Here is a 25,754-nt window from a genome sequence, read left to right as displayed (position 1 = left end):
CGCATGAGTACTACCAGCACAACCCTGATCTCCGGCAACACCGTTGCCGAACTGATTGCCAGCGGCACCCAGGCGCTCACCGCTGCCGGCGTGGCTTTTGGCCACGGCACGGCCACGGCCGAAGACGAAGCGGCCTGGCTGGTGCTCTGGAAGCTGGGCCTGCCCCTGGACAGCGAACTCACGCCCGGCGCTCCGGAATCTATAGCAAATCAGCCTGTATCTCTTGATGCACAAGCGCAGACAGCTACTCTTTTTGAAGAACGTATCCGCAGCCGCAAGCCCGCAGCCTATCTGACGAACGAGGCCTGGCTGGTGGGTGTGCCCTTCTACATCGACGAACGCTCCATCGTGCCGCGCAGCTTCATCGCTGAGTTGCTGGCCGACGGCAGCATCGACGGTTGGCTGTCCGACAAGACCGTGCAGGTGCTCGACCTGTGCACTGGCAACGGCTCCCTGGCCTGCCTTGCCGCCATGGCCTATCCCGAAGTCCGGGTGACCGGTGCCGATATATCGACCGATGCCCTGGCCGTCGCCCGCATCAATGTGGACAAGCACGGGCTGCAGGATCGCGTGACGCTGCTGGAAAGCAACGGCATGAGCCAGGTGCCTGGCCCCTGGGATCTGGTACTTTGCAACCCGCCCTACGTGAACTCCGACAGCATGGGCAAGCTGCCTGCCGAGTACCAGGCCGAGCCCGAGCTGGCCCTGGCCGGCGGTACCGACGGCATGGACTTCATCCGCCGACTGCTCGAGGACTTGCCAGCGCGCCTGAACAAGGACGCCGTGGTGGTGCTGGAGATCGGCAATGAAAAGCCGTACTTCGAGGCCGCCTTCCCCGATCTGCCAGTGTTCTGGCTCGACACCAGCTCGGGTGACGAGCAGGTGCTGCTGATTACCGAAGAGGCGCTGCGCCACTGGTCCGAGGGCAATACCGCCGCCTTGCAGCTGTAAGTTCTTCGTTCCGTATCCAAGGCACAGGCTGCTCAAAGCCTTGTGCCTTTTTCTCTATGCAGGTCTTTGAACAAGCGCTCAAGCACGCTTGACCGCGCTCGGATAGCGAAAACCGCCGCCCGCAATCTGCAGACCATCGCGCCTGCCTGCAAAGAAGCGGGCATTGAGCTGCGCAGGCCCCAGATCCTCTTCCATCTCGAAGCCCGCCGCGCCCAGCAGCTCTGCCATGCCCTGCGGCGTGCTGGATGCATGCCACGGTTCAGCAGACCAATGCTGTCGTAGTGATACAAGGTGCGCACGCTCTCGCCTGCACGCTGGGCCACTCCTCCGGTCGTGAGATCGGTGCCTGTCATGGAAATCGAATGCCCGGACGACTGGAGCCAGCCGGGCTCGTTTGCGGCTACAAGACTCAGTACGACATCATGCGTGTCGCCAGCTTGGAGATGGGTGTGCGTATCATGCCTTCCACGCGAGCTGGCAGCAGCATGGGCTTGAGCAGCATGCGCACGGCAAGATCGGCAGGCAGGCGACGGCTGACCAGCTCGTAAATGCGCTGGGCCATGTCTTCGAAGCGAGTGCTGCTATCGGAGAAATAAGGACCCTTGTGCGCCCAGACATGACGCAGCGCGATATCCGAATCGCTCTCTCTCAACTCCTTGAGACGACCATACAGTGCCTTGGCAATGCGCGTGCGGCCCACAGGCGCCTGCTGCTGCAGCTCCTTGAAGTACTTGAGGAAATGCTTGAAGTGGTTGACCTCGTCGTTGCGGATATTGCCCAGCAACTCGCTCAGAACCGGCTCATCGCTGAGTTCGCGCAAGGTGTGATAGTAGGCCGTGGTGCCTGTCTCCACCACACAGCGCGCCACCATTTCCAGGCGCGGGTCGGGGTAGAGCTCCTCCATGGTGCACAGCTGCGAATATTCGGCAAAAAAGCTGTCGTAGGCTTGCTGCCAGGGAAACTCCGGCCACACGGCTTCCACATAGGCCCGTAGCGCGCGTCCGTGCTGCAGTTCTTCGGACTCCCATTGATCCTTGAGCCAGACCGCGATCTCGGGCCAGGCAGCGTAATGCTCGGCCAAGTTGGCCGCGTAGGTATCCGAGCCGGTTTCGATGAACGAGGCACTCATCAGCAAGAAGAACAGGTCCTGGTTGTACTCTATGGCAGTGCGATCGATGGCAGAGAAGTCAATGTCTTCAATGCGCCAGTGGGCAGAGCCTTTTCTGCTCGGGGTGGTTGAAGGTGAAGAGAGGGACACGTTTTGCTGCATCAGTTGTAGGACCGACATACTTAATCTGTCGGACTTCAGACTTAGAGATATGCCATCTTGTCGACATTTGGCCCTTACGCCATGTCAGATTACACCGACATTACAGGAGACTAACAATTCTTCAAATAGCCTTCTACAGGCTTTCATACCGACCTTCAAGCTGATTTTTTGAGTTGCGATCATGGATCTTCGCGGACTCCGCTATTTCATCACCGTGCGGGAGTCTGCACCCAGGCCCCAAGCGCGTGAACATGAGCTGAAATTCACCGAAACGATGATGGAGCGTATAGGTCTTCAAGCCATATGAAAGCTCGGACAGACCTGCCACAACCGGGCACCGCTACCGCCCTGCTCATTCCCTCAAGCTCCTGAGCCTGAGGGCATTCGCGGATAATCGACCCCAGTCATGATCAGTCTCAAGAACATCACGCTGCGCCGCGGCACCAAAGTCCTGCTCGACCAAGTCAGCACCACCATCAACCCCGGAGAGTCTGTCGGCCTTGTCGGCCGTAACGGTGCAGGCAAGTCCAGCCTGTTCGCCCTGCTCAATGGCAGCATCAGCGAAGACGGCGGTGATTTCTTCATCCCTCCTCAGTGGCGCATGGCACAGGTAGCCCAGCACATGCCGGAAACCGACGAATCAGCCACCCGGTTTGTTCTGGATGGCGACACGCGCCTGGCCGAACTGAACGCCCAGTTGGCTGCCGCCGAAGCCTCAGGCGATGGTATGGAAATCGCCCAGGCCTATGTGGATCTGGCCGATGCAGGTGCGCATGATGCTGAATCACGCGCGCAAGCCCTGATTCTGGGTCTGGGCTTCAAGGTGTCCGAGCTGGATCATCCCGTCAACAGTTTCTCGGGCGGCTGGCGCATGCGTCTGCAGTTGGCCCGTGCACTGATGGCTCCCAGCGATCTGCTGCTTCTGGACGAACCCACCAACCACTTGGACCTGGATGCCCTGGTCTGGCTGGAGGCCTGGCTCAAGCGCTATAGCGGCACGATGATCGTCATCAGCCACGACCGCGAATTCCTGGACGCCATCACCAACGTCACACTGCAGATCCAGGGCGGGCAGATCAACCGCTACGGCGGCAATTACTCGCGCTTTGAAGAACTGCGTGCCCAGCAGCTGGAGCTGCAGGCGGCCAGCTTCGCCAAGCAGCAGGAAAAAATGGCCCATCTGCAGAAGTTCATCGACCGCTTCAAGGCCAAGGCCAGCAAGGCCAAGCAGGCACAAAGCCGGGTCAAGCAGCTCGAGCGCATGGAAAAGGTCGGGCCGGTACTGGCCGAAGCCGAGTTCACCTTCGAATTCAAGGAACCCGCCAATCTGCCCAACCCCATGCTGGCGATTACCGATGCCAGCTTCGGCTATGAGGACGAAGACGGCAGGCAGACCACCATCTTGCGGGGCGTCAACCGCTCCGTGCTGGCAGGCCAGCGCATCGGCATCCTCGGGGCCAACGGCCAGGGCAAGTCGACCCTGGTCAAGACCATCGCCCGCGAGATGAAGGCGCTGGCCGGCACCGTCACCGAAGGCAAGGGCCTCAATATCGGCTACTTTGCCCAACAGGAACTGGACGTTCTGCGCCCCGGTGAGAACCCGCTGGAGCACATGACACGTCTGGCCAGGGAGCTCGGCGCTGCCGCACCCGCCGCCAGCCGCGAACAGGACTTGCGCAACTGGCTGGGCACTTTCAACTTCAGCGGCGACATGGTCAAGCAGTCTGTGGGCAGCATGAGCGGTGGCGAAAAAGCCCGTCTGGTACTGGCCATGATCGTCTGGCAACGCCCCAATCTGCTGCTGCTGGACGAGCCTACCAACCACCTGGACCTGGCCACGCGCGAAGCGCTGGCCATGGCGCTCAACGACTTCGACGGCACCGTGATGCTGGTCTCCCACGACCGTCACCTTCTTCGCGCCGTATGTGAAGACTTCTGGATGGTGGGCCGCGGCGTTGTCGGCCCGTTCGACGGCGACCTGGACGACTACCAGCGTTATCTGCTGGAGGAGTCCAAGCGCTTGCGTGAAGAAGCACGCAATGCCGAACAGCAGGCCAACAGCACGCCAGCGGTGCAAACTCCGGTAGAACTCAAGCCAGTTACGCCTGAAGCCCCTTCTACAAAAGCGCTGGACGCTCTGAAAACAGAATCATTCCCTGACACCGTGGCTGACCCCAAGGAAGCCCGTCGCCTCGCCGCTGCAGCTCGCCAGCAACTGGCCGAAAAGACCAAGCCCTTCAAGAAAGAGCTGGAACAGATCGACAAGACGCTGCCCAAGCTCAATGCCCAGCGCGGCGCGCTGGAGGAAAAGCTGGCCACGCCCGGACTATCCGGTGGCGATATCGTGGAAGCGGGCAAGCAGCTGAGTGCCGTCAACGCTGAAATCGATCAACTGGAAGAGCGCTGGCTGGAGCTTTCGGAGCAGATCGAAGCCCTGACCACCGAAACCTGCTAAGCCCAGGAAAAGCCCTGCCATTGACCAGCTTTGGCAGGGCGCTCTTCATTTTGAACATGCATGCCGGCTGCTGAAAACATCAGCAAACGCGAGTTGCATTTTCTTGCGCTGTTGATTCAGCTTCTTGTCAACCTGCAGTTCAGGCCAGGCGTTGAACCACTCAAAGGAGTGAACTGCAATGACCACCACTGTTACCGACACCGCCAAAGCCCAGCCCGCACAGGCCGCAGCAGCTATGTCTCTGATGGCTTGGCCCTGGGACGAACGTGATCGCAAGCGTGCCCCCGCCTTTGCAGCCTGATTATCACTGGATAAAAGAACAGGTAAAAAATTTCCAAAAAGCTGTCAACGAGCTGAATCCGTCAGACGTTAAACAGACATACAGGAGAGATTCCAATGCAAACCACGAACATCATGTCCATCTGGCCCGAAGACGAGCGCGATCGCAAGCGCTAAGCGCTCGCCGCGCAACACTGTGCAGACCAAAGCGCAGTGTGTTGCAGCCAGGTGCCCGGGCAGTCGGCACTGATAGGCCAAAGAAGCATCAGCCTTGCTGCCCTGCACTCAACCAGTCGCTTTGCAAAGCGACACAGAAACCCAAGACCCGCATGAATGATCTCTGCGGGTTTTGTCATTTGGGCATCGTCCCGCTCTTTGCCTGCAGGGAAAAGCAGCAGCGACATGAAAAAAGGAGCCTGAGCTCCTTTTTGCCGAATGCCTGAAAAGGCTTAGTGCATATGCAGGCCGCCGTTGACCGCAAAGTCCGCACCTGTGGAATAGCTGCCCTCTTCCGAAGCCAGCCAGGAGATGATGGAGGCGATCTCCGCAGGCTCGCCCAGACGCTTGACGGGTACGCCCGCCACGATCTTTTCGAGCACGTCGGGACGAATTGCCTTGACCATATCGGTGCCGATGTAACCAGGGCTGACTGTATTCACGGTCACACCCTTGGCAGCCAACTCTTGAGCCAGCGCCATGGTGAAGCCATGCATGCCGGCCTTGGCAGCCGAGTAGTTGGTCTGTCCGGCCTGTCCCTTGGCGCCGTTGACCGAGCTGATGTTGATGATTCGGCCCCAGCCCTTTTCCACCATGTCTGCCACCACCTGCTTGGTGACGTTGAACATGGAGTTGAGGTTGGTTTCGATGACCGACTTCCAGTCGTCCGGCGTCATCTTGACGAACATGCGGTCGCGGGTGATACCCGCGTTGTTCACCAGTACATCGATGTTGCCGTGCTCTGCCTTGGTCTGGTTGAAGGCTTCGACGGTGGATTCCCAATCCCCCACATTGCCAACCGAGGCATAAAACGTGTAACCCAATTGCGCCTGCTCGTCCAGCCACTTGCGGTAGTCGCGCGATGGTCCGCAACCCGCGATCACCTTGAAGCCATCCTTATGCAAACGCTGGCAGATTGCGGTACCGATACCGCCCATGCCCCCCGTGACGTACGCTACTTTCTGACCCATTCATCTCTCCTGTCAATCAATGGTTATTTCACGATCACACTATCAACGATAAGAATTCTGAGGAATTGCTTATCGTTTTGAACGCCACACACCCTGCACGCTGGCCATGCCAGTATGCAATCGAGTAGGTCCGAATGAACCCGCTTTCGCCGTGGTTTACCTCGTGATCTTCCCTAGGGTCGATGGGAGGCTGGCATCAGCGGGCTTCCCAGACTGCGCCGGCCTTCAGGAGCACCGGAGCAGTCTGCAATCCTGAAGCCTCAGCAGGCTTCCACAGCCATAGCAACACCCATGCCACCGCCGATGCACAGGCCGGCCAGGCCCTTCTTGGCACCGCTGCGCTGCATTTCATGCAGCAGCGTCACCAGAATGCGGCAGCCCGATGCACCAATGGGGTGACCGATGGCGATGGCACCGCCGTTGACGTTGACCTTGGCGGTGTCAATGCCCAGATCCTGATTCACCGCGCAGGCCTGTGCGGCAAAGGCTTCGTTGAGTTCGAACAGGTCCACATCGGCAGCCTTCCAGCCGGCGCGATCCAGCGCCTTGCGCGTGGCATAGACAGGACCCAGGCCCATGACCTCTGGAGCCAGGCCGCTGGTGGCATAAGACACGATCTTGGCCAGGGGCTTGAGGCCCAGTGCCTTGGCCTTGGCCGCCGTCATCACCACCACGGCGGCGGCGCCGTCGTTCAGACCCGAGGCATTGCCGGCCGTCACCGAACCTGCCTTGTCGAAAGCGGGCTTGAGGGTGGCCAGTACATCGGCATTGGTCTTGCGGTTGACGTATTCGTCACTGTCGAACACGATGGGGTCACCCTTGCGCTGGGGAATGCTCACGGGAACGATTTCGTCCTTGAACTTGCCAGCATCCTGCGCGGCCGCAGCCTTTTGCTGGCTGGCCAGCGCCAGCGCATCCTGCTGCGCGCGGCTGACGTTCTTTTCCTTGGCCACGTTCTCGGCAGTGATGCCCATGTGGTATTGGTTGTAGACATCCCACAGACCGTCCACGATCATGGTGTCCACCATCTTCCAGTCACCCATACGCTGGCCGTCACGCGAATTGGGCACGGCATGGGGCGACAGGCTCATGTTTTCCTGGCCTCCGGCAACCACGATTTCGCTGTCTCCCGTTGCCACGGCCTGAGCCGCCAGCATCACGGCCTTAAGGCCGGAGCCGCAGACGGCATTGATCGTCAGCGCAGGTGTCTCCTTGGCAATGCCGGCCGCCATCATGGCCTGACGCGCAGGATTCTGCCCGGCCGCGGCCGTCAACACCTGACCCATGATGACTTCACCGACCTGGTCCTTGCCCACCTTGGCACGAGCCAGAGCCTCGGAAATCACGGTCGCACCCAGCTGGGTTGCAGGAATCTTGGCCAGAGAGCCGCCGAACTTGCCGACCGCCGTACGCACGGCGGAAACGATAACGATGTCTTCCATTGCTGACGAACCTTTCTAGGTTTCTTACAAGTGATGCATGCGTGCGGGTTGCATCCTGTTCATCGTGCCACCCGCCGCTTCCTATCACGGTGCGAGCCTTGTTTGCTGCACCGCAATATGGAACTGATTGTGCCTCAGGCCTCGCTCAGGCTTTTGACAGAACGTAGCGACCCGGAGCATCTTCGATGGCTTCATAGGCACGTGCACGACCATAGCTCTTGGGAGCCGCGAGCTGCTTGCCTGCATGGCTGCCCAGCCAGGCACTCCAGTCCGTCCACCAGCTGCCCGGATACTCCGTGGCCTCGGCCAGCCAATCGTTGAAGGCCTCAGGAAACTCGCCATCCTCACGCAGCCAGTGGCTGCGCTTGTTCTTGGCCGGTGGGTTGATGACGCCGGCGATATGGCCGGAGGCACCCATCACGAAACGACGCTCACCGCCCAGTACCTGCGACGAGGCATAGGCCGCCGCAACAGGAACGATGTGGTCCTCGCGCGAGCCGTAGATATAGACCGGCATCTTGAGCTGGCTCATGTCGATCTTCTCGCCGCACACGGTCAGCACGCCGGGCTTGATCAGGTTGTTCTCCAGGTAGAGATTGCGCAGATACCAGGCGTAGAACGGGCCGGGAAGATTGGTGGAGTCGCTGTTCCAGTAAAGCAGATCGAATGGCGGCGGTGTCTCGCCCTTGAGGTAGTTGCCCACCACATAGTTCCAGACCAGATCATTCGGGCGCAGAAAGCTGAAGGTGGATGCCATGTCCTGGCCCTTCATCAGCCCGCCTTTGCCCATTTGCATCTCACGCAGGCGCACCATGTTTTCATCAATGAAGATGTCCAGAATGCCTGTGTCGCGGAAGTCGATCAGCGTGGTCAGCAGCGTCATGCTGGCTACGGGAAAAGCATGGGCCTCCACCTTGGCCGCAGCAGTTTTGCTGCCCGTCTTTGCAGCCGCAGCGCGGCTGCGGGGCTTGGCAGCTTGCGGCTGTCCATGCTCGCGGGCATGGCGTGCAGCCAGCACTGCCATGGCAGTGGAGAGCATGGTGCCGCCCACACAGAAACCCAGCACATTGATCTGCGGCGCCTCGCAGATATCCTGAACCGTGCTCACAGCCTTGAGCACGCCATCTTCGATGTAGTCATCCCAGCTCTTGTGCGCCTGGCTTTCGTCGGGATTGCGCCAACTGACCACAAAGGTGCGATGCCCCTGGCTGACGGCATAGCGAATCACGGAGTTGTCCGGCTGCAAGTCCAGAATGTAGAACTTGTTGATGCAGGGCGGCACCATCAGAAAAGGCTTCTCGAATACCTTGGCAGTCAGTGGCTTGTATTCGATGAGCTGGAACAGCTCGTTCTCGAAAACCACCGCGCCTTCGGTGGTCGCCACGTTCTTTCCCACGGTGAACAGGCTTTCGTCGGTCATGGAGACATGGCCCTGGCGCATGTCGGCCAGCAGATTGGCAATACCCTGAGCCAGGCTCTCGCCCTTGGTTTCAACAACCTTGTTGAGCGCATCGGCGTTCAGTGCCAGAAAATTGCTGGGCGCCATGGCTGCCACCCATTGCTCGACCGCAAAACGCACGCGATTGCGTGTTTTTTCATCGCCCTGCACCGCTTCGGCCATACCGGTCAGCATGCGACTGCCCAGCAGGTAGTTGGCTGCGGCCATCGATGCAACGGGATTGGCGCTCCACTCTGGCTTGGCAAAGCGCTTGTCCTTGGACAGCAGGGCCTGAATCTGTTTGCCATCTGCCAACGACTGCACCGACTGCAGGTATTCCTGCTGCAGCCCCTGCAGTTTGGCCGCATCGAACTGCACCGCTTGAGCCGACCCCGTTGCCATCTGGGGCATGGCCGATTGCATGGCATCCATGATTCCAGCCCAAGGGTTGGGTGCGGCCCCCAGACCTGGCATGGCGCTGAGCCCCATGGGAGCACCGGACTGCATCTGCTGAAGCGTTTGGAGGCTCTTGCTCCAATGCTCCTGCCAGAATTGTTGAATGGATTGGCCAGCTTGGCCCCAGCTCGGGTCAAAATTCATGCTTACATCCTAGTCAAGGCAAGCGACCGGCGATCTCAGGGTCTGGGGACGCTTGCGGAATCTGCAATACGGCTCACACGGCGGCATTGTCACCTATGTGCCAGGCAGTTCCGACAAGAAGCGGCCTCATTTTGCCGTTATGAAGCTGTTTTGACACAAAACAACCCGAAGCCAGCATGCTTTCTGGCTCACTACAGAAACACCATGTACCTCATTGCCATCGCCTGGATGTACGTTGTCGTGATGATGACGATCGCCGAGGCAGCCAGCCCCGGCGGCACCCTGCTGGGTGCATTTTTCACCTTCGTGCTCTACGGTCTGCTGCCGCTTTCCATCGTGCTCTACATACTGGGCACGCCGGCCAGAAAGCGCCGCCTCAAAGCCCGGCAGGAACAGGAAGCGCTAGCTGCAGAACACGTGCCTCCCAGCCCCGGCTCAGGCATCGCGCCAGATGCTGGCAGCCAGCCGCCCGCTGCCGCCCAGACGAGCGGCGTCGCGCCGGTGCGAGAAGAAACGTGATGCATTGCTGACCGTGCACCAGGGCCGGCTGCCATCGTTGCCGAAGATTGCAGCAATGCCCAATGCAGCAAGCCTCTGGCGTGCCAGTTGCGCCAGATCGGCCAGATATTTGATGCTGCTGCCCGGTACAGGCACAAAGTGTCGTGCCGCATCGGCGTCATGCGCCACGAAGATATCGCGCACTTCGGCCCCCACTTCAAAGGACTCGGAACCTATGCATGGGCCCAGCCAGGCCTGAGTGCGGGCGGCAATCCGGGACGGCTTCGTGTCGGCCGCCGAAAGCGATTGCTGCGCCTGCACTTTCCGGGAAAAAGACTCGAAAAGCATCTCCAGCACACCGCCGTGCAACGGCCCCTCAGACTGCTGTCTGCCGGGCGGCATGCCGGCCAGACCACGCCAGCCCGCATGGGCCGCGCCCACGACCAGCCCCGAATCATGGGCCAGCAACACGGGCAGACAGTCCGCCACCATGACGGTGCAGACCACGCCTGCATCATCGGTCACGCAGGCATCGAAGGCCGCACCATTGGACTCGGCCACATTGCCTGCGTCCAGCGTCAGCACGTCCACGCCATGCACCTGCTGCAAGTACGCCGTGCAGGCACCAGGGGTGCGGGCCTGCAGCGCCGCATTGAACAGTTCACGGTTGCGGCGCACGTGAGCGGGGTTGTCGCTTACGTGGTCGCCCAGGTTCATGCTGCCCCAGGGTGCCTGACTGACGCCGCCCTCGCGCGAGGTGCAGATGGCATGCACGCCGGGCAGAGCCGGCCAGTCCGGGACCAGCCAGGAGTCAGGCCAGAGGTCCGGTGGACCCGGCCTATAGGTCTCGCTCATGACGCCCTCTTCACTCAGCATCCGGACAGGCCGAAGGATGGGCCTGCTGGAAAGCCGGCAAGGCGTTGCACCGCTCGACCACGTCCATCAGGCGCGGCAGAGCCTCGAGATTCACATTGAAGCGCTGGGCGTTGTAGATCTGCGGGACCAGGCAGCATTCGGCCAGGGTGGGCGCGTCACCCCAGCAAAACGTCGACGGCGCCAGGCCCATGGCCTTACGTTCGGCATCCAGCAGCGCCAGCTGACGCTCGAAGGCTTCCAGACCGGAGCGCACCCAGTGCGCATACCAGCCATTCTTGGCCTCGTCGCTGGCCCCCATTTGGTGCACCAGGTACTTGAGCACGCGCAGGTTGTTGAGCGGATGGATCTCGCAAGCCACCATCTGCGCCAATGCGCGCACATGGGCACGGCCCAGTGCATCCCTGGGCAGCAATGGTGTTTCAGCATGGGTCTCATCGAGATATTCGATGATGGCCATGGACTGCGTGAGCCAGTGCCCCTCGTCCGTCACCAGTGCGGGCACCAGCGCGTCACCCACATGGGAGGCATAGGCCGCAGCCTTTTGTTCGCCGCGCACCAGATGCACGGGCACGGAGTCATAGGACAGCCCCTTGAGTTGCAGCGCAATGCGCACACGATAAGAGGCGGAAGAACGGAAATAGGTATGCAGCTTCATGATGTGAGCAGCATAGCGCGAGCCGCACGGACTGGCATTTTCCCTAGGGCCGGAATACGTAAAAGCCGTCATATGCCACGCCGTCTCCAGGCCTGCATCGTGGCACACTGCTTGCCACATCAACCATTGCTGATTTCAGCGCGTGTTCTTGCCGAGGACTTCATGAGTTACGTGTTCAATCCCCCTGCCGTTGCCAGCCTGCCTGTTGTGGGCCGCGGCGAGCGCTTTCCCATTCACCGCATCTACTGCGTGGGCCGCAACTATGAGGATCACGCCAAGGAAATGGGCTTTACCGGCCGCGAGCCACCGTTCTTCTTCATGAAGCCTGCGGACGCGACCGTGGCAGTGGAAGCCGGCAGCACCACCACCGTGGCCTATCCCACGCTGACCCAGAATCTGCACCATGAAATCGAGCTGGTCGTTGCCATCGGCAAGGCCGGCAAGAACATCAAGGCAGCCGATGCACTGCAGTACATCTACGGCTATGCCGTGGGTCTGGACATGACACGTCGCGACCTGCAAAACGACATGAAGAAGCAAGGCCGCCCCTGGTGTATCGGCAAGGCTTTCGAGCAATCCGCCCCCATAGGCCCCATCACGCCAGCCGATCGGGCGGGAGACATCGTCAACGCCGAGATTTCGCTGCAGGTCAATGGTGACTATCGCCAGCGCAGCCACATCCACAAGCTGATCTGGAATATCGCCGAAACCATTGAGCATCTCTCCAGCGCCTGGGAGCTGCAGCCCGGCGACCTGATCATGACCGGCACCCCCGAGGGCGTGGCCGCCGTGGTCAAGGGCGATGTGCTGGAAGGCGCAGTCACCGGACTTGAATCCATCAAGATCCAGATCGCCTAAGAATCCCTGGCGCACAGGCAGTTAGCGCCGGCCAGGTACTCCGGGAGTCGCACCGCAAGGTGTGACTCCCTTTTTCATAGCTGTTTGCGCATGTTGTACCTGCGCTAGCGGCCTGATTTGCTTATAGTTGCGGAATGATTTTTCGCAGCCCCATCAAGTTCTGCCGCAATTGCGGCACCGCAGTCACCTACCGCGTTCCTGACGATGGGGATACGCGCGAGCGTGCCGTTTGCCCGGCCTGCCACACCATCCACTATGAAAACCCGCTCAATGTGGTTGGCACCCTGCCCGTGATGGACGACGGGCGCGTGCTGCTGTGCAAGCGCAATATCGAGCCGCGCCGCGGCAAATGGACGCTGCCTGCAGGCTTCATGGAGCTGGCCGAAACCACCAGCCGCGGAGCCCAGCGCGAAACCGACGAGGAAGCCGGAGCCGACATCGAGCTGGGCAGGCTGTTCAGTCTCATCAACGTGCCCCAGGTAGGACAGGTCCATCTCTTCTATCTGGCCCGCCTCAGAAGTACGCAGTTCTACCCCGGGCCCGAAACCATGGAGGCCCAGTTGTTCGCCGAGGCAGACATCCCCTGGGAAGAAATCGCGTTTCGCACCGTCAAGCTCACCCTGGAACGCTTCTTTGCCGACCGCAGGGCCGGCGTGCTGGAGCAGCCGCAGGTGCACTGCATGGACCTGCTCTGAATCGGCCAGATTGGTTACCCACTTTCTCACAGAAAACACCGCTCTGTCTTGGGGGTACAGAGGAAGTTGTCCGACGCCAGGCTCACTTCTACAGGCCAAAAATTACCAATGAATACAAATTGCGTGTGATCTGACATACCTCCTACGCAATACCGTGAAAGGTCAAGCCATGAGAGCGGGCATCGTGACGGCGTTCTGATCGTCAGCAGGCACATTGCCTTCTGGCTGTTTCATACCAGTCTGCCTTGTCGATGCCCTGACTCATGCATTTACAGTCAATTTACTGGATGAGGCGTCATGAAGGCATCTTTGAGCCCCACACTGAAGTCTCAACAATTGCTGCAGCGCGTCTGGGCTTTTGCGCTCCTGGCACTGATCCTGATGCTCAGCGCCAGCTGCAGCCTTTACCTGCTCTCCGCCGTGCGAGCGTTTGTCAACGGAGAAAGTCTCTGGTCCAAGGCCCAGAAAGATGCGATTTACTCGCTTTCCCGCTACGCGGATGAAGGCAACCCGATCGACTTCGCCCATTATCAGCGGGCCTTGCAGGTGCCGCGTGGCGATGCCGAGGCACGCATTGCCCTCTACGACAAGCCTCTGCGCCTGGACCTGGCGCGCAAAGGCATAGAGCAAGGCCAGAACCACCCCGATGATGTCAGCTCCCTCATCTGGCTGCTGCGCACATTCCGCTATTTCAGCTGGGTGCAGGAGCCCGTCGCGTACTGGAAGATGGGTGACGAGTACCTGAATCAGCTCGATACACTGGCCCAGGAAATCCGGCATGGATACGAAGTCGGCAACATCAGCCGCGAAAACATTGCCACCTGGAAGCGCGAGATCGACCTGATCAACCAGGGCGTGACAGCCCTGACCAGGGCCTTCAGCGACTCTCTGGGCCAAAGCTCGCGCAATATCGTCTGGCTGCTGCTCGCCCTCAACGGTGCCCTGGCCATTGGCCTGGTGAGCCTGTGGGTCTGGAATACCTGGCGCCTGATCCTGCTGCGAGAGCAGGTTCAAGACGGCCTCAACAGCGAAAAAGAGCGTGCGGAGACCACGCTGGCAGCGCTCAGCGATGCGGTCATCACCACCAATGCCAAGGGCATGGTCAACTATGTCAACCCCGCCGCCATAGGCCTGCTGGGTCTGCAAAAGCAAAGCTATCTGGACAGGCCCATCAAGCAGGTGTTGCAGTTCTACACCATGGATGCCTCCATCACCAGCGAAGGCCTGCTCGCACAGCTTGTCAATGACACCAAGGAGACCACTGTCGTGCGCGACGAGCAAACGCACTGGGTTCGCCGCACCGACCACAGCATCGTGCCGGTCAAGGTGCTGGGCTCCGCCATGCAGCGCGATGCTCAGGCATCGGGGGCAGTCTTCGTGCTGCGCGATGTGTCACGCGAGCAGCAGTACATGGACCAGATTTCCTGGAATGCACGCCATGACACGCTGACGGGGCTGGAAAATCGCGGGGAATTCGAGCGGCGGCTGCAAAAAATGCTGACCCAGGGTCTGCACCAGGTCAAGCCCTACGCTCTTCTCTACATCGACCTGGACCAGTTCAAGCTCATCAACGAAACCAGCGGCCATGCCGCCGGTGATGAGGTGCTGTGTGAAGTCTCTCGCATGTTGCAGGCCAATCTGCGCGAAACCGATTGCCTGGCGCGCATGGGCGGCGACGAGTTTGCCGTGCTGCTGGAGAACTGCCCTCCTTCCAACGTCGCGAGCATTGCCGAGAAGCTGCGCCTGGCAGCCCAGCAATTGCAAACCACCTGGGGAGAGAAGATATTGCGCACCGGCTTTTCGATCGGTGCCGTGCATGTTCCCGGTGATGCGGTCAATGCCTCCGATCTGCTGCGCATGGTCGATATGGCCTGCTATCAGGCCAAGGAGCGCGGGCGCAACAAGGTCTTTTTCTACAAGGCCGAGGACGGAATCTACAGCCGCTATGTCAGCGAGATGGAATGGGCCACACGCATTCGTACCGCACTGGACGAAGACCGCTTCTGCCTCTATGCCCAGAGCATTGCACCGCTGCAGGCCCGCAAGCATCGCCGCCACAGCGGCATGCACTTCGAAGTCCTGCTGCGCCTGCGCGATGAAAACGGCCAGATCCTGGCCCCCGGACATTTCATACCCGCCGCCGAGCGCTACGGCCTGATGCCATCGCTTGACCGCTGGGTGATCACCAGGGCCCTGCAGACACTGGCGCAGCAGCCCGGACACGCCAAGCTGGTGGAAACCTGCGCCATCAACCTCTCCGGTCCCAGCCTGGATGACGACGGTCTGCTGGAATTTGTGAAGGAGCAGTTGCAGCAGCACGGAATTGCACCGCAAAAGCTATGTTTCGAAATCACCGAAACCAGCGCCATTGGCAACCTCAGCAATGCCACACGGCTGATTCAGTCGCTGCGCGCCCTGGGTTGCCGTTTTGCCCTGGACGACTTCGGCGTCGGCATGTCGTCGCTGACCTATCTGAAGCAGTTGCCCGTCGACTATCTCAAGATCGACGGCGGCTTTGTGCGTGACATGCTCAAGGACAAGGGAGACCACGCCATGGTGGAGATGATCAATCGCATCGGCCAGACACTGGGCAAAAAGACCATTGCCGAGTTCGTCGAGAGCCGCGAGATTGCCGAGGAACTCATGACCATGGGCGTGGATTATGTGCAGGGCTACGCCATCGCCCGCCCCAAACCCATGACCAGCGAATACTTTGCCCCCACGCAGGAAAACCAGCTGCCCCAGTGGTGCGGGGCTCTGGCCATGGGCTGACAGCAGCGCATGCCAATACGAAAAAAACGACGCATCAAGCGTCGTTTTTTTGTCGGCGGCAGTCAGGCTGCAGCAATCAGCGCGGCTTGCGCGAACCCTGGCCCGCCGGCTTGGCGGGCCTTGCCGCAGTTTTGAAACCGGGCTTGGCCTTGCCAGTCACACCCGCGCGCGGCGGCAGGCCGGTATGCTGGGTCAGCAGCTTGCCCGGTTGAGGCTGGCTGCTGCGGAAGCGCACATCGCCCTTGGGCTCCAGGCTCGTCTCTTCGCTGCGGCGTCGCACGGCCACGGCCTTGCCGTCCTTGTTGGTGGTGTAACCAATTCCGCCACCCGCCTTGGACGAGGTGCTGTTCTTCTTTCGTGCACTCTGATAGCTGCCGTCGACCAGGGGCTGGAAGGTCGGGATCAGGTGCTGCTTGCCGTTGCCGATCAGATCGGCGCGCCCCATGGTCTTGAGCGCCTCGCGCAGCAGCGGCCAGTTGTTCGGGTCGTGATAGCGCAGGAAAGCCTTGTGCAGACGGCGGCGCTTTTCACCGCGCACGATGTCCACGCGCTCTTCGGCCTCGTCGCGCATCTGGCGGCGCACCTTGGTCAGCGTGTTGCGACCGCTGTGGTACATGGCGGTGGCCGTGGCCATGGGGCTCGGGTAGAAGGTCTGCACCTGATCGGCACGGAAGCCGTTCTTCTTGAGCCAGATGGCCAGATTCATCATGTCCTCATCGCTGGTGCCCGGGTGGGCGGCGATGAAATAGGGAATCAGAAACTGCTTCTTGCCGGCCTCTTCGCTGAACTTCTCGAACAGCTGCTTGAACTTGTCATAGCTGCCGATGCCCGGCTTCATCATCTTGGTCAGCGGACCTTGCTCGGTGTGCTCGGGGGCGATCTTGAGATAGCCGCCCACATGGTGCTGAACCAGCTCCTTGACGTACTCGGGCGACTTCACCGCCAGGTCGTAGCGCAGGCCGGAGCCGATCAGAATCTTCTTGATGCCGGGCAGCTTGCGCGCGCGGCGATAGATCTTGATCAGCGGGCCGTGGTCGGTGTGCAGGTTCTGGCAGATGCCGGGGAAGACACAGCTGGGCTTGCGGCAGGCCGCTTCGATCTGCGGGCTCTTGCAGCCCAGGCGGTACATATTGGCCGTGGGCCCGCCCAGGTCGGAGATGGTGCCGGTAAAGCCCTTGACCTTGTCGCGGATCTCTTCGAGCTCCTGGATGATGGAGTCTTCGGAACGGCTCTGGATGATGCGGCCCTCGTGCTCGGTGATGGAGCAGAAGGTGCAGCCGCCGAAACAGCCGCGCATGATGTTCACCGAGGTGCGAATCATCTCCCAGGCCGGAATCTTGGTGGCGCCCTCATGGCTGCCGCTTTCGTCGGCATAGGCGGGATGCGGGCTGCGCGCGTACGGCAGGCCGAAGACCCAGTCCATTTCGGCCGTTGTGAGAGGAATGGGCGGCGGATTCATCCACACATCGCGGGCCGTGGTCCCCTCGCCGTGAGCCTGTACCAGCGCACGGGCGTTACCGGGGTTGGTTTCCAGGTGCAGCACGCGATTGGCGTGGGCATAGAGAATCTGATCGCTCTTGACCTCTTCGTAGCTGGGCAGGCGCAGCACCGTGCGCTCGCGTGGAGGCAACTTGGACTTGCTGCGCAGCGAGAGGTTGGGCACGAACTGGATGGGCTGGACCTTGGCTACCGATGCGCCGTCATTGGGGCCGTCCGCTTCCGATTTCGCGGCATCTTCCTTGGAGCAGCTCTGGCCCTGGGCCTCGGCCTGCTCGCTGGTCGTCATATAGGGGTTGATATGGGGCTCGACCTCGCCGGGCTCGTCCACCGTGGTGGAATCGACCTCGAACCAGCCCTCCTCCGAAGCGCGGCGGAAGAACGAAGTGCCGCGCACATCGGTGATCTGCTCCACCGGCTCGCGCGCCGCGATGCGGTGTGCCACTTCGACCAGGGCGCGTTCTGCATTGCCGTAGAGCAGGATGTCGCACTTGCTGTCCACCACGATGGAGCGGCGCACCTTGTCGCTCCAGTAGTCGTAGTGGGCAATGCGACGCAGCGAGCCCTCGATGCCGCCCAGCACGATGGGCACGTCCTTGTAGGCCTCGCGGCAGCGCTGGCAGTAGACGATGGCCGCGCGATCGGGGCGCTTGCCGGCCACATCGCCGGGGGTATAGGCATCGTCGCTGCGAATCTTGCGATCAGCCGTGTAACGGTTGATCATCGAGTCCATGTTGCCGGCCGTCACGCCCCAGAACAGATTGGGCTTGCCCAGGGCCTTGAAGGCCTCGGCGCTGGTCCAGTCGGGCTGGGCGATGATGCCCACGCGAAAGCCTTGCGCCTCCAGCACGCGGCCGATGACGGCCATGCCGAAGCTGGGGTGATCCACATAGGCATCGCCCGTGACCAGAATGATGTCGCAGCTGTCCCAGCCGAGCTGATCCATCTCCGCACGGCTCATGGGCAGGAACGGCGCCGGACCGAAGCGCTTGGCCCAGTACGGCTTGTAGCTGGTCAGCGGCTTGGCATCGCGGTGGAAAAAGGAAACATCAACCGGGGCGTTCATGTGGATGGGCTTTATATGGCCTCATGGCCTATTCGGAGAAACAACCCGTCAGTGTACTTTTCCGCCCTCAGCCTTGCACGAGCAAGGTCTTGCAGAAACAGGGTTGAACTCTGAACTTCATAGCATCCAGCGCTTTCCTTCATTGAAATTCGATGCATAACACACCTTAAATCATTGAAATGCAAGCGCCAGACACTCACTTCTTAATAGCACCAGAATCCAGATAACGCGCCGACTCAGTCCTTTTCCTGCCTCGTCACAGCGCCAGTGGCAGGATCAAGCCTGAGCTTCATGACTGTCTGATCGGCGCGCAGCATCTTGACCTTGTAGCTGGTCTTGCCCCAGTCCGAATCCAGCTGGGCCTCCAGCGGCTTGCCTGGCAAGGCGGCAACAGCTGCATCGACGGCCTGTACCAGCGTGATCCGGGCATCGGCCAGGCGCTTGGCATGCTTGCCCTCGGCCCGGCCCTTGTTCTCCTCCACTGCGGCATCGCCCGTGCTGGCATTCACGCGCAGCTTGATTTCCTCATTCACGGGCGAGATCAGGGTGACCGAGTAATAAGGCGCAGCGCCTTTCTTACCCTCTTCCAGCTCGACATCGATCGCTTTTCCGGGAGCAACGGCCTGAGCTTTTTCGACAGCCTGACTCAAGCCGATCTGCACGGCACCTGTCAAGGCAAGCCATTCGGCAGCCGACTTGGCCAGGGCCGGAGTCGCACTCAATCCACTCAGGCTCAGGGCTGCAGATAGCAGCAAGGTACTGGGACGCAATCTCATGGACCAATCCTCCTACAGTGGCAATGGCTCCAGTCTGCCTCGATTCCATGGCACGGCCTTGTCGGAGATCAAGCCATATCGACTTGTAGAAAATTCATCTCAAACTATTGATAGGCAAAGATTATCCGCTATGAAATCCGAGGGTCAGCACGCTGAAAACCCGCCAGGAACGAGCCTGGGCGGGTCGGGCTGACCGCCACGGACAAGCCTTTTGCTTACAGATCTTGCTGGGCCGCCGCAATCATTTCGCCAAACTGGCGGGCATCACCGAGCTGATTGGCGGCCAGCAGCGCCAGCTTGACCAGCAGCAGCTCTGACTTTTCCGCGCCCACGGCATCAATGGCGACAGCCAACTGGTCGTACACGGTCTCCAGACCGGCGATATCAAGAGTGGTTTGGGTCATTTGAATCTCTCCTCAGGCGGGCAGGGCAGCCTTGAATGCGGCTTGCAGACGATTGGCGTCCAGCGCCATCCAGCGCGCACAGACATGCTGATCGGGGCGCAGCAGATAGGCGGCGCCGTCGGCCATCACGCCGTAGCGGGCGCGGCAGCGGCCTTCGGTGTCATCAAGTACCAGATCGGAACCTTCGACAGTGCCTGAAGCGTGGCTGCTGACGGCGATCAGGCGCACGGCAACACCGCGGGCTCTGACCCCGGCCGCGACCGCCTGCAGTTCGGCGGGAATCGCCTTGCCGCTCGTGAAATACAGCAGATCGAAGCCGCCGCCCAGATGGTCGAGCAAATAGCTGTCCGGCGCAAAGCGCACGTTGAGAGGCGGCGCGCCATGGCCGGGGCCGGCCTTGAACAGCAGGTTATCGTCACCCATGCTGTTGAGCGGCGAGCTGCCGTACTCATGCGGGCGCGAGGTGCGCCAGTGATAGAGCGGGCCGACAAAGGGTTGGCTCAGCGACAGAGACAGCACGGCGTCGCGCAGCAGCCTGAAACCTCTGCTTGGCGGCGCCATGAAGCGTGTGCTCTTGCCGGCCTCTTCCACAATCTCGCGGGCCGCGCCCACTCGTTCGCTGCTATAGCTTTGCAGCAGCGCTGCGCTGGCCGCGCCCTTGGCGACGAGTGCCAGACGCCAGCCCAGGCCCTGAGCATCCTGAAAACCGGTGTTGGCGCCGCGCACGCCGAAGATGGGCAGCATATGGGCTGCATCGCCCGCAAAGATCACATGGCCATGCACATAGTCGGGCAGGGTCAGCGCGCGGGCCGAGTACACGGAGCTCCAGTCCATCTCCCAGGGCGTGCCGCCAAAGCCGATCATCTCCAGCTGCGCATCGATGCGCGCCTTCAGCGACTCGGGCCTGAGCGCATCCTCGGGATCTTCCCCGGCAGGCAGTTGGTAGTCCACACGCCAGATGCCGTGTGGCTCGCGGTGCATGAGGATGGTGTTGCCCGGGTTCCATGTGGGATCGAAGAATGCGAGACGTTCGGTGGGCAAAGGCAAGTCGATGCGGATATCGGCAATCACGAAGCGGCCCTCGTAGGAAGCGCCCTCCATCAATAGATTCATGGCCGTGCGAATCCCCGAACGCGCGCCATCGCAGGCCACCAGCCAGTCGGCCCGCAGCTCGTAGCTGCCTTCCGGGGTATCCACCTCCACCAAAGCCTGCTCGCCCTTTTGCTCGACCTTGTTCACGCGGTTGCCCCAACGCAGCTCGATCAGCGGGTTGGCCTGCACTGCATCGACCAGATATTCCTCCAGGTACTGCTGCTGCAGATTGATCATGGGAAAGAAGCGGTCGTCGTCGGCCCGCGCGTTTTCCATGCGAAACACGCGCTGGCCGCGGTAGATGCTGTTGCCGTAGCACCAGGGCAGTCCGGTCTCCGTCACGCGCTGGGCCACGCCCACCTGCTGCAGGATTTCCATGGAACGCCGCGTGAACACAATGGCACGGCTGCCTTCGGACACCTGCAATTCGGCTTCGAGCACCACGCAACGCTGGCCGTGACGGGCAATCTCCAGCGCCGTGGTCAGGCCCACGGGGCCGGTGCCGACGATGACGATGGGGTGGCTTTGCTCGCCCGGATTCCGGGAGGCAAGCCAGGGCTGATGAACCTGGTACTGGTAGTAGATGGAGCGGCGTGGCTCGGCAAATGGCTGGTGCATGTTCTTGTCTCCTGGGGGCGCTGTCGTGGTCAAACCGGTGCGCTTTCATCCCCTTTCGGTCTGGCTTGAGATGCAGTGTAGAAAAGCAGCTCAAGGCCGATGTCACCAGATGGAGACAATGCCGACCAGCAACCGATATTCAAGTCGAATCAGCCTCCAGCCTTTACAGATCAACCCCAAGCAGCTATCAAAGTTGACCATCGACAGCTTCAGCGGGCTCCATCAGCAGCGCAAACAGCTCGCGCTGCCCCTGCACGCCCAGCTTGGCGCAGACGCGTTTGACATAGGTGCGCGCGCTGCTGACGGTAATGCCCAGGCGCTGCGCCAGCGCATCTGCATCCAGGCCCTGGGCCAGTGCCCGCACCACGTCGAGGTCGCGCGGCGTCAGTTGCTCGAAGCGCCGCGCCAGACGCGCCAGCACCAGCCCGACCAGGTCGTCCTGCAGCGTCTGCCCCGCGTAATGCAGACGCATGGCCTGCATGACCAGAGGCGCAAAGGCCTCGATCCGGGCAATGGCTGCGGCGTCGAAGCAGCCATGCTCCTCGCCCCGATACAGGTTCACAGAAAGCCAGCGCGCGTTTTCCTGCAGCATCAGCAGCGACAGCCGCTCGGCAATGCGCGGCAGCTCATAACAGACATGGCGGTACTCGGGGTGCTGAACATCGTGCGGCCCCTGGCGATGCAGCCAGACGCGCGGCCTGGCATGCGGGTCCCTGGCAAGGCGCGCCAGCTCGGCCTGCATCACGCGCTGCGAACCATCGAGCGGATAGAAGCGCTCGCTGTAATCCTGGGAGATCATGGGCAGCGCCCCCGTGCGCGCCCTGTCGCCCATGCCCACCACGCGCGGCCTGGCCATGCCCTGGAAGGAGAATATCGTGCACTGCGCCAGCGGCACATGGCGCCCCAGCAGCTGCAGGATCTGCTCGGCCACGGCATCGCTGCTGCTGCGCCCCACTCTTTCCATCATGGCCGTCACATCGGCCAGGGCCACGGACAGTTGCGCTGCCTGCGCGGCAGCCGGCAGCAGCATCCAGTGCGAAGAATCGGGAAACGGCGCAGAGCTAGCAGTCATGGCTGCGATTCTCGCCGCTGTATCGTGCCCACGGACAGGAAAAACCGGCTCTCCCTTTCAGGAGCGGCCGGTCTGGTTTGAGACAGAAAATGCGGCCGGGCCTACCATTCGCCCACATTGCGTATGCGCTGCAGCAACTCCCATTCATCTTCGGGTGCCGCAGCCTGCAGAGCCTGGGGCTCTGCCAGCTCCTGCGCCAGCGGAGGCGGCGTGAAATGCTCGCGACCAAAAGTATGTTCGCTCAGGGACTGTGGATGCGGATTGTTCATGACGGCCTCCTTTGCTCAAAGCTTAAGGCTCGAGGCTTGCCGAAATTGTAGGAATTGACTTAAGGACACTGTCGAGCAACCCCCACAAGCCGCGTCGTCATGTCATGGATAGGTCACAACTGCCGCTACCCGGCCCATGTACCGCAACGCTGCTCGGCCCCGACTTTGCGGTTATGCTGCCGCCGCTATGCCTCAGACTCTTCGTGCTCCCGTCTCCAGTGAACTGATCATCAAGAAAAGCCGCTTCATCGGCTGCGTTCAGCCGATGACGGACCGCTCCAGCGCGCAGGCCGTGGTGGATGCACTCTGGCGCGAGCACCCGGGCGCCGCCCATGTCTGCTGGGCCTTGCTGGCGGGCGGTCAATCGGCGGCGGTGGATGATGGCGAGCCCAGCGGCACTGCCGGTCGCCCCATGCTGGATGTGCTGCGCCACCAGGATCTGGAAGGTGTGCTGGCCACCGTGGTGCGCTATTTTGGAGGCGTCAAGCTCGGTGCCGGCGGACTGGTGCGCGCCTATACCGATGCCGTGGCCCAAGCCTTGCTGCAGGCCGAAAAAGTCGCCATTCAGCGCATGCAGATCCTGCAATGCACGGCCCCCTATCCGCTGGAGGGCCTGGTGCGGCGCATGGCCGATGCAGCAGGTGCCGAACTGCTGGAGGTCGATCACGGCAGTCTGGTGAGCTTCAAGCTGCAGATGCCTGAACCCGACGCTGCCGAATTTGTCAGCGCACTCAATGAAAACGGTCAGGGCCGCATTGGCTGGCTCAAGCCGGACGAGCTGTAGATCGCAAAGAAAAACCCGCCTTTGGCGGGTTTTTGAGCGGGCAATTTCAGCAATTGCCTTTCTTGGCCTGGCCCGGTGGGCAGCCGTGGGGGTGAGGCTTTTTGTAGCCATCGTCGTAGTATCCGCCACGGCTGTCATAGACAGCACAGCCGCTCAGCACAAACATGGCTGCGGCCAAAGCAAACATCGTTTTCATGGGGTGACCTTTTCAGATTTTTGAGGGTGTCAGTCTATAGGCGACCCCGCCCGCATTCTGTCAACAATCCTGTAGCGGCTTTCAATTGGCAGGCTGCTGCTGCTCGACCGCCACCTGCAGATGCAGCAAGGTGAAATACAGGGTTACATCGCCCTGCTGGTCGATAAAGGTACCTACGGCGCGCTGCAGGCGAGCGGCAATGCACATGCACTCCATGGCCTCGGGACGGCCGCCGGGAATCCGGGCCGTGGTCAGCAATGCCAGCTGGTTCTGTCGGCCGAACTCATGCACGACTTCCAGCGCTTCGCCATGCTGCTTGGGAATGGCTTCGTTGGCCCAGCTCCAGACAAAGCTGCCGTCCTGCTCGCTGCTGGTGCCCACAAGGCAGACCGTAGCAATCACTTCATGCAGCGGAGCTTCCAGCGCCAGCAGGGCGCGATCCAGATCCCAGCGGTAGCTGGGGCTGCCCTGCAAGCCAAATTCCAGCGGCCATTCTGCATTGCGGGCCTGCATCATTTCAACGGCCTCACGGCTCCAGGCGGCCCAGTCGGTGGTTTGTGCGTCGTTGCTCATCGCGTATCCATTGCTTTTCAACAGACCGCATTGTCAGCCAATAAGCAGGCTGCCACTGTGTTTACACCCACTCCATTCGGACGATTCAGCCGGCGAGAGTCCCGCTGCAAACTGCTCTCAGGCACTCCATCGGAGGTCGCCGCACAACAAATGGAGACTACCATGCCCCTCGTACCCACAGGACTGCAACGCGCAGCAGCCATGGCCACCCTGAGCACGCTGACTCTGTCCAGCTGGCCGACTGGCTTCGCGCAGACCCAGCCTTCTTCCAACATGACGACAGGCTCTGCGGGACAAATGCTGGCCATCGAGCCGCTAGCCCCGGCCTTCAGTCTGGCAGATGCCGACAAGGCCTATGCCATCTGGTACTCATCAACCGATGGAACGGCGGCAGGCAACGACCAGGCGGCTCAGCTCACCACCTCGGGAGTCATCTTTCTGCCCAGGGGGCTGCCGCCTGCCGGTGGCTGGCCGGTAATAGCCTGGGCGCACGGCACCGTAGGCATCGGCGACAGCTGCGCCCCCTCCCGCAACCCACGCTCGGAGCGCGATGCGCAATATCTCAACAACTGGCTCAAGGAGGGCTATGCCATTGTCGCAACCGACTACCAGGGCCTGGGAACGCCCGGCCCTCATGCCTATCTGCACAGCCGCGCTGCGGCCTATGCCACGCTGGACTCGGTGCGCGCGACGCTCAACACCAAAGAGCTTCCACTCGGCAACAAGATAGTCATCGTGGGCCAGTCCCAGGGGGCGGCTGCCGCATTTGCGACTGCTGGCTTTGCCCCAGATTACGCCCCTGAGCTGAAGATTCTGGGCACGATCGCCACCGGCACACCCCACTCCGGCAGACCCAGCAAGGACGGCAAGATCGCCTACCGCTCAAGCCCCGCCGAGCAGGAGAGAACGGACCCGTCCATTGCCTACATTCTTTACATCGCGGCGGTAGCCAACCAGTCCAAGCCCCGCTTGCCAGCCGAACAGGTGCTGAGCGAAAAAGGCCTTGGTGCCATGAAAGCCGCTGAAACCACCTGTGTGCAGCAGATGTTCGAGGTGGTGAAAAAAGAGCAGTTAAGCTGGAGCAACACCTTCAAGTCGGACTTCATGAGCTATTACGCCCAACCTTTCAGCAAAGGCCAGTTTCCCACGCTGAAGATCGCCACGCCCGTGTTCTTTGGCATAGGCGGTGCGGACAAGGATGCACCGACCAAATTTCAGCAGGACCTGGCCGAGCAAAGCTGCGAGGCCGGCACGGTGGTTGAAGCCCACACCTACTCGGGCATGGACCATTCGCAGACCGTCAACAGCTCCTTCCCCAACTCGCGTCTGTTTGCACGCAAGCTGTTCAATGGGGAGAAGATTGCTGGCAACTGTGTTGCAAAACAAGAGACGCTCAGCCTGCGCTGAACCGCGTAGGGTATCCGTCTGCGT

Annotated in this window: 24 protein-coding genes; 9 read left to right on the top strand and 15 right to left on the bottom strand. The window is 61.0% G+C overall.

What is annotated here, in order from left to right:
- The first annotated feature begins 3 nt into the window (after positions 1 to 3).
- Positions 4 to 951, top strand: a complete 948-nt coding sequence (gene prmB, locus CSE6_RS16695; protein WP_059441032.1) for a 50S ribosomal protein L3 N(5)-glutamine methyltransferase — start codon at positions 4 to 6, stop codon at positions 949 to 951.
- Between the two features lie 78 nt (positions 952 to 1,029).
- On the opposite strand, the gene CSE6_RS26145 is transcribed toward prmB, so the two are convergent.
- Together CSE6_RS26145 and CSE6_RS16690 are read right to left on the bottom strand one after the other, a co-directional pair.
- The gene (locus CSE6_RS26145) at positions 1,030 to 1,179 is read right to left on the bottom strand and encodes a hypothetical protein (protein ID WP_156160284.1); all 150 of its coding nucleotides are present in this window, start codon (positions 1,177 to 1,179) and stop codon (positions 1,030 to 1,032) included.
- 181 nt (positions 1,180 to 1,360) lie between these two features.
- Positions 1,361 to 2,221, bottom strand: a complete 861-nt coding sequence (locus tag CSE6_RS16690) for a ferritin-like domain-containing protein (protein ID WP_059441031.1) — start codon at positions 2,219 to 2,221, stop codon at positions 1,361 to 1,363.
- A gap of 406 nt (positions 2,222 to 2,627) precedes the next feature.
- Here CSE6_RS16690 and CSE6_RS16685 point away from each other — a divergent pair, with 406 nt between their 5' ends.
- Positions 2,628 to 4,676 carry an ABC-F family ATP-binding cassette domain-containing protein gene (locus CSE6_RS16685; RefSeq protein WP_059441030.1) on the top strand — a complete coding sequence of 683 codons (2,049 nt, stop codon included), beginning with the start codon at positions 2,628 to 2,630 and terminating at the stop codon, positions 4,674 to 4,676.
- A 178-nt stretch (positions 4,677 to 4,854) separates the two neighbouring features.
- Positions 4,855 to 4,977 carry a hypothetical protein gene (locus tag CSE6_RS26720; protein WP_003064982.1) on the top strand — a complete coding sequence of 41 codons (123 nt, stop codon included), beginning with the start codon at positions 4,855 to 4,857 and terminating at the stop codon, positions 4,975 to 4,977.
- 427 nt (positions 4,978 to 5,404) lie between these two features.
- Here the strand turns inward: CSE6_RS26720 and phbB are convergent, their stop codons facing one another.
- The 3 genes from phbB to CSE6_RS16670 all read right to left on the bottom strand — a co-directional run bounded on the left by phbB (position 5,405) and on the right by CSE6_RS16670 (position 9,622).
- Complete coding sequence (gene phbB / locus CSE6_RS16680) at positions 5,405 to 6,142, bottom strand: acetoacetyl-CoA reductase (RefSeq protein WP_003064980.1); 738 nt, start codon at positions 6,140 to 6,142, stop codon at positions 5,405 to 5,407.
- Positions 6,143 to 6,402: 260 nt separating this feature from the next.
- Positions 6,403 to 7,584: an acetyl-CoA C-acetyltransferase gene (locus CSE6_RS16675; protein WP_003064978.1), complete on the bottom strand. Its 1,182-nt coding sequence runs from the start codon at positions 7,582 to 7,584 to the stop codon at positions 6,403 to 6,405.
- Positions 7,585 to 7,729: 145 nt separating this feature from the next.
- Positions 7,730 to 9,622 carry an alpha/beta hydrolase gene (locus CSE6_RS16670; protein ID WP_059441029.1) on the bottom strand — a complete coding sequence of 631 codons (1,893 nt, stop codon included), beginning with the start codon at positions 9,620 to 9,622 and terminating at the stop codon, positions 7,730 to 7,732.
- A 204-nt stretch (positions 9,623 to 9,826) separates the two neighbouring features.
- On the opposite strand from CSE6_RS16670, the gene CSE6_RS16665 reads away from it, so the two are divergent.
- Entirely contained in the window at positions 9,827 to 10,141 is a 315-nt protein-coding gene (locus tag CSE6_RS16665; protein ID WP_034385059.1) for a hypothetical protein, read from the top strand.
- Here the strand turns inward: CSE6_RS16665 and CSE6_RS16660 are convergent.
- The gene (locus CSE6_RS16660; protein ID WP_034379429.1) at positions 10,058 to 10,975 is read right to left on the bottom strand and encodes a polyphenol oxidase family protein; all 918 of its coding nucleotides are present in this window, start codon (positions 10,973 to 10,975) and stop codon (positions 10,058 to 10,060) included. The two genes, CSE6_RS16665 and CSE6_RS16660, sit on opposite strands and share 84 nt — an antisense overlap.
- A 10-nt stretch (positions 10,976 to 10,985) precedes the next feature.
- A complete protein-coding gene (maiA, locus tag CSE6_RS16655) occupies positions 10,986 to 11,651 on the bottom strand; it encodes a maleylacetoacetate isomerase (RefSeq protein ID WP_034355595.1) in 666 nt (221 codons plus the stop codon).
- A 162-nt stretch (positions 11,652 to 11,813) separates the two neighbouring features.
- Here maiA and CSE6_RS16650 point away from each other — a divergent pair, with 162 nt between their 5' ends.
- From CSE6_RS16650 to CSE6_RS16640, 3 genes are all read left to right on the top strand, one after another.
- Complete coding sequence (locus CSE6_RS16650) at positions 11,814 to 12,509, top strand: fumarylacetoacetate hydrolase family protein (protein WP_034355597.1); 696 nt, start codon at positions 11,814 to 11,816, stop codon at positions 12,507 to 12,509.
- Positions 12,510 to 12,643: 134 nt separating this feature from the next.
- On the top strand, positions 12,644 to 13,204 hold the full coding sequence (locus tag CSE6_RS16645; protein WP_012838408.1) for an NUDIX hydrolase: 561 nt from the start codon (positions 12,644 to 12,646) through the stop codon (positions 13,202 to 13,204).
- 297 nt (positions 13,205 to 13,501) lie between these two features.
- A complete protein-coding gene (locus CSE6_RS16640) occupies positions 13,502 to 15,976 on the top strand; it encodes a bifunctional diguanylate cyclase/phosphodiesterase (RefSeq protein ID WP_034355468.1) in 2,475 nt (824 codons plus the stop codon).
- Between the two features lie 76 nt (positions 15,977 to 16,052).
- On the opposite strand, the gene CSE6_RS16635 is transcribed toward CSE6_RS16640, so the two are convergent.
- From CSE6_RS16635 to CSE6_RS26140, 6 genes are all read right to left on the bottom strand, one after another.
- Complete coding sequence (locus tag CSE6_RS16635; protein ID WP_059441028.1) at positions 16,053 to 18,539, bottom strand: YgiQ family radical SAM protein; 2,487 nt, start codon at positions 18,537 to 18,539, stop codon at positions 16,053 to 16,055.
- 236 nt (positions 18,540 to 18,775) lie between these two features.
- Positions 18,776 to 19,315, bottom strand: coding sequence for a PepSY domain-containing protein (locus CSE6_RS16630; protein ID WP_034355475.1), 540 nt, complete (start codon positions 19,313 to 19,315; stop codon positions 18,776 to 18,778).
- A 215-nt stretch (positions 19,316 to 19,530) separates the two neighbouring features.
- Positions 19,531 to 19,719, bottom strand: coding sequence for a DUF2783 domain-containing protein (locus tag CSE6_RS16625; protein ID WP_034355478.1), 189 nt, complete (start codon positions 19,717 to 19,719; stop codon positions 19,531 to 19,533).
- Positions 19,720 to 19,731: 12 nt separating this feature from the next.
- Positions 19,732 to 21,429 carry an FAD-dependent monooxygenase gene (locus tag CSE6_RS16620; RefSeq protein WP_034379378.1) on the bottom strand — a complete coding sequence of 566 codons (1,698 nt, stop codon included), beginning with the start codon at positions 21,427 to 21,429 and terminating at the stop codon, positions 19,732 to 19,734.
- Positions 21,430 to 21,616: 187 nt separating this feature from the next.
- Positions 21,617 to 22,501: a helix-turn-helix transcriptional regulator gene (locus CSE6_RS16615; RefSeq protein WP_059441027.1), complete on the bottom strand. Its 885-nt coding sequence runs from the start codon at positions 22,499 to 22,501 to the stop codon at positions 21,617 to 21,619.
- A 101-nt stretch (positions 22,502 to 22,602) separates the two neighbouring features.
- Complete coding sequence (locus tag CSE6_RS26140) at positions 22,603 to 22,770, bottom strand: hypothetical protein (protein ID WP_003064951.1); 168 nt, start codon at positions 22,768 to 22,770, stop codon at positions 22,603 to 22,605.
- Positions 22,771 to 22,957: 187 nt separating this feature from the next.
- Between CSE6_RS26140 and CSE6_RS16610 the strand changes: the two genes are divergently transcribed.
- Positions 22,958 to 23,554 carry a YigZ family protein gene (locus CSE6_RS16610; RefSeq protein WP_003064949.1) on the top strand — a complete coding sequence of 199 codons (597 nt, stop codon included), beginning with the start codon at positions 22,958 to 22,960 and terminating at the stop codon, positions 23,552 to 23,554.
- 46 nt (positions 23,555 to 23,600) lie between these two features.
- On the opposite strand, the gene CSE6_RS26135 is transcribed toward CSE6_RS16610, so the two are convergent.
- Together CSE6_RS26135 and CSE6_RS16605 are read right to left on the bottom strand one after the other, a co-directional pair.
- Positions 23,601 to 23,750: a hypothetical protein gene (locus CSE6_RS26135; RefSeq protein ID WP_003064948.1), complete on the bottom strand. Its 150-nt coding sequence runs from the start codon at positions 23,748 to 23,750 to the stop codon at positions 23,601 to 23,603.
- Positions 23,751 to 23,831: 81 nt separating this feature from the next.
- Positions 23,832 to 24,323, bottom strand: a complete 492-nt coding sequence (locus CSE6_RS16605; protein WP_034379382.1) for a DUF6882 domain-containing protein — start codon at positions 24,321 to 24,323, stop codon at positions 23,832 to 23,834.
- A 162-nt stretch (positions 24,324 to 24,485) separates the two neighbouring features.
- Between CSE6_RS16605 and CSE6_RS16600 the strand changes: the two genes are divergently transcribed.
- Complete coding sequence (locus tag CSE6_RS16600; protein ID WP_193751136.1) at positions 24,486 to 25,730, top strand: lipase family protein; 1,245 nt, start codon at positions 24,486 to 24,488, stop codon at positions 25,728 to 25,730.
- Positions 25,731 to 25,754 lie beyond the last annotated feature (24 nt).

Origin of the sequence: Comamonas sp. E6 (genome assembly GCF_001010305.1) — a bacterium.
GTDB lineage: Bacteria > Pseudomonadota > Gammaproteobacteria > Burkholderiales > Burkholderiaceae_C > Comamonas > Comamonas thiooxydans.
The sequence above is the reverse complement of the archived record's forward strand: the minus strand, read 5'-3'. Positions and strand labels throughout refer to the sequence as shown.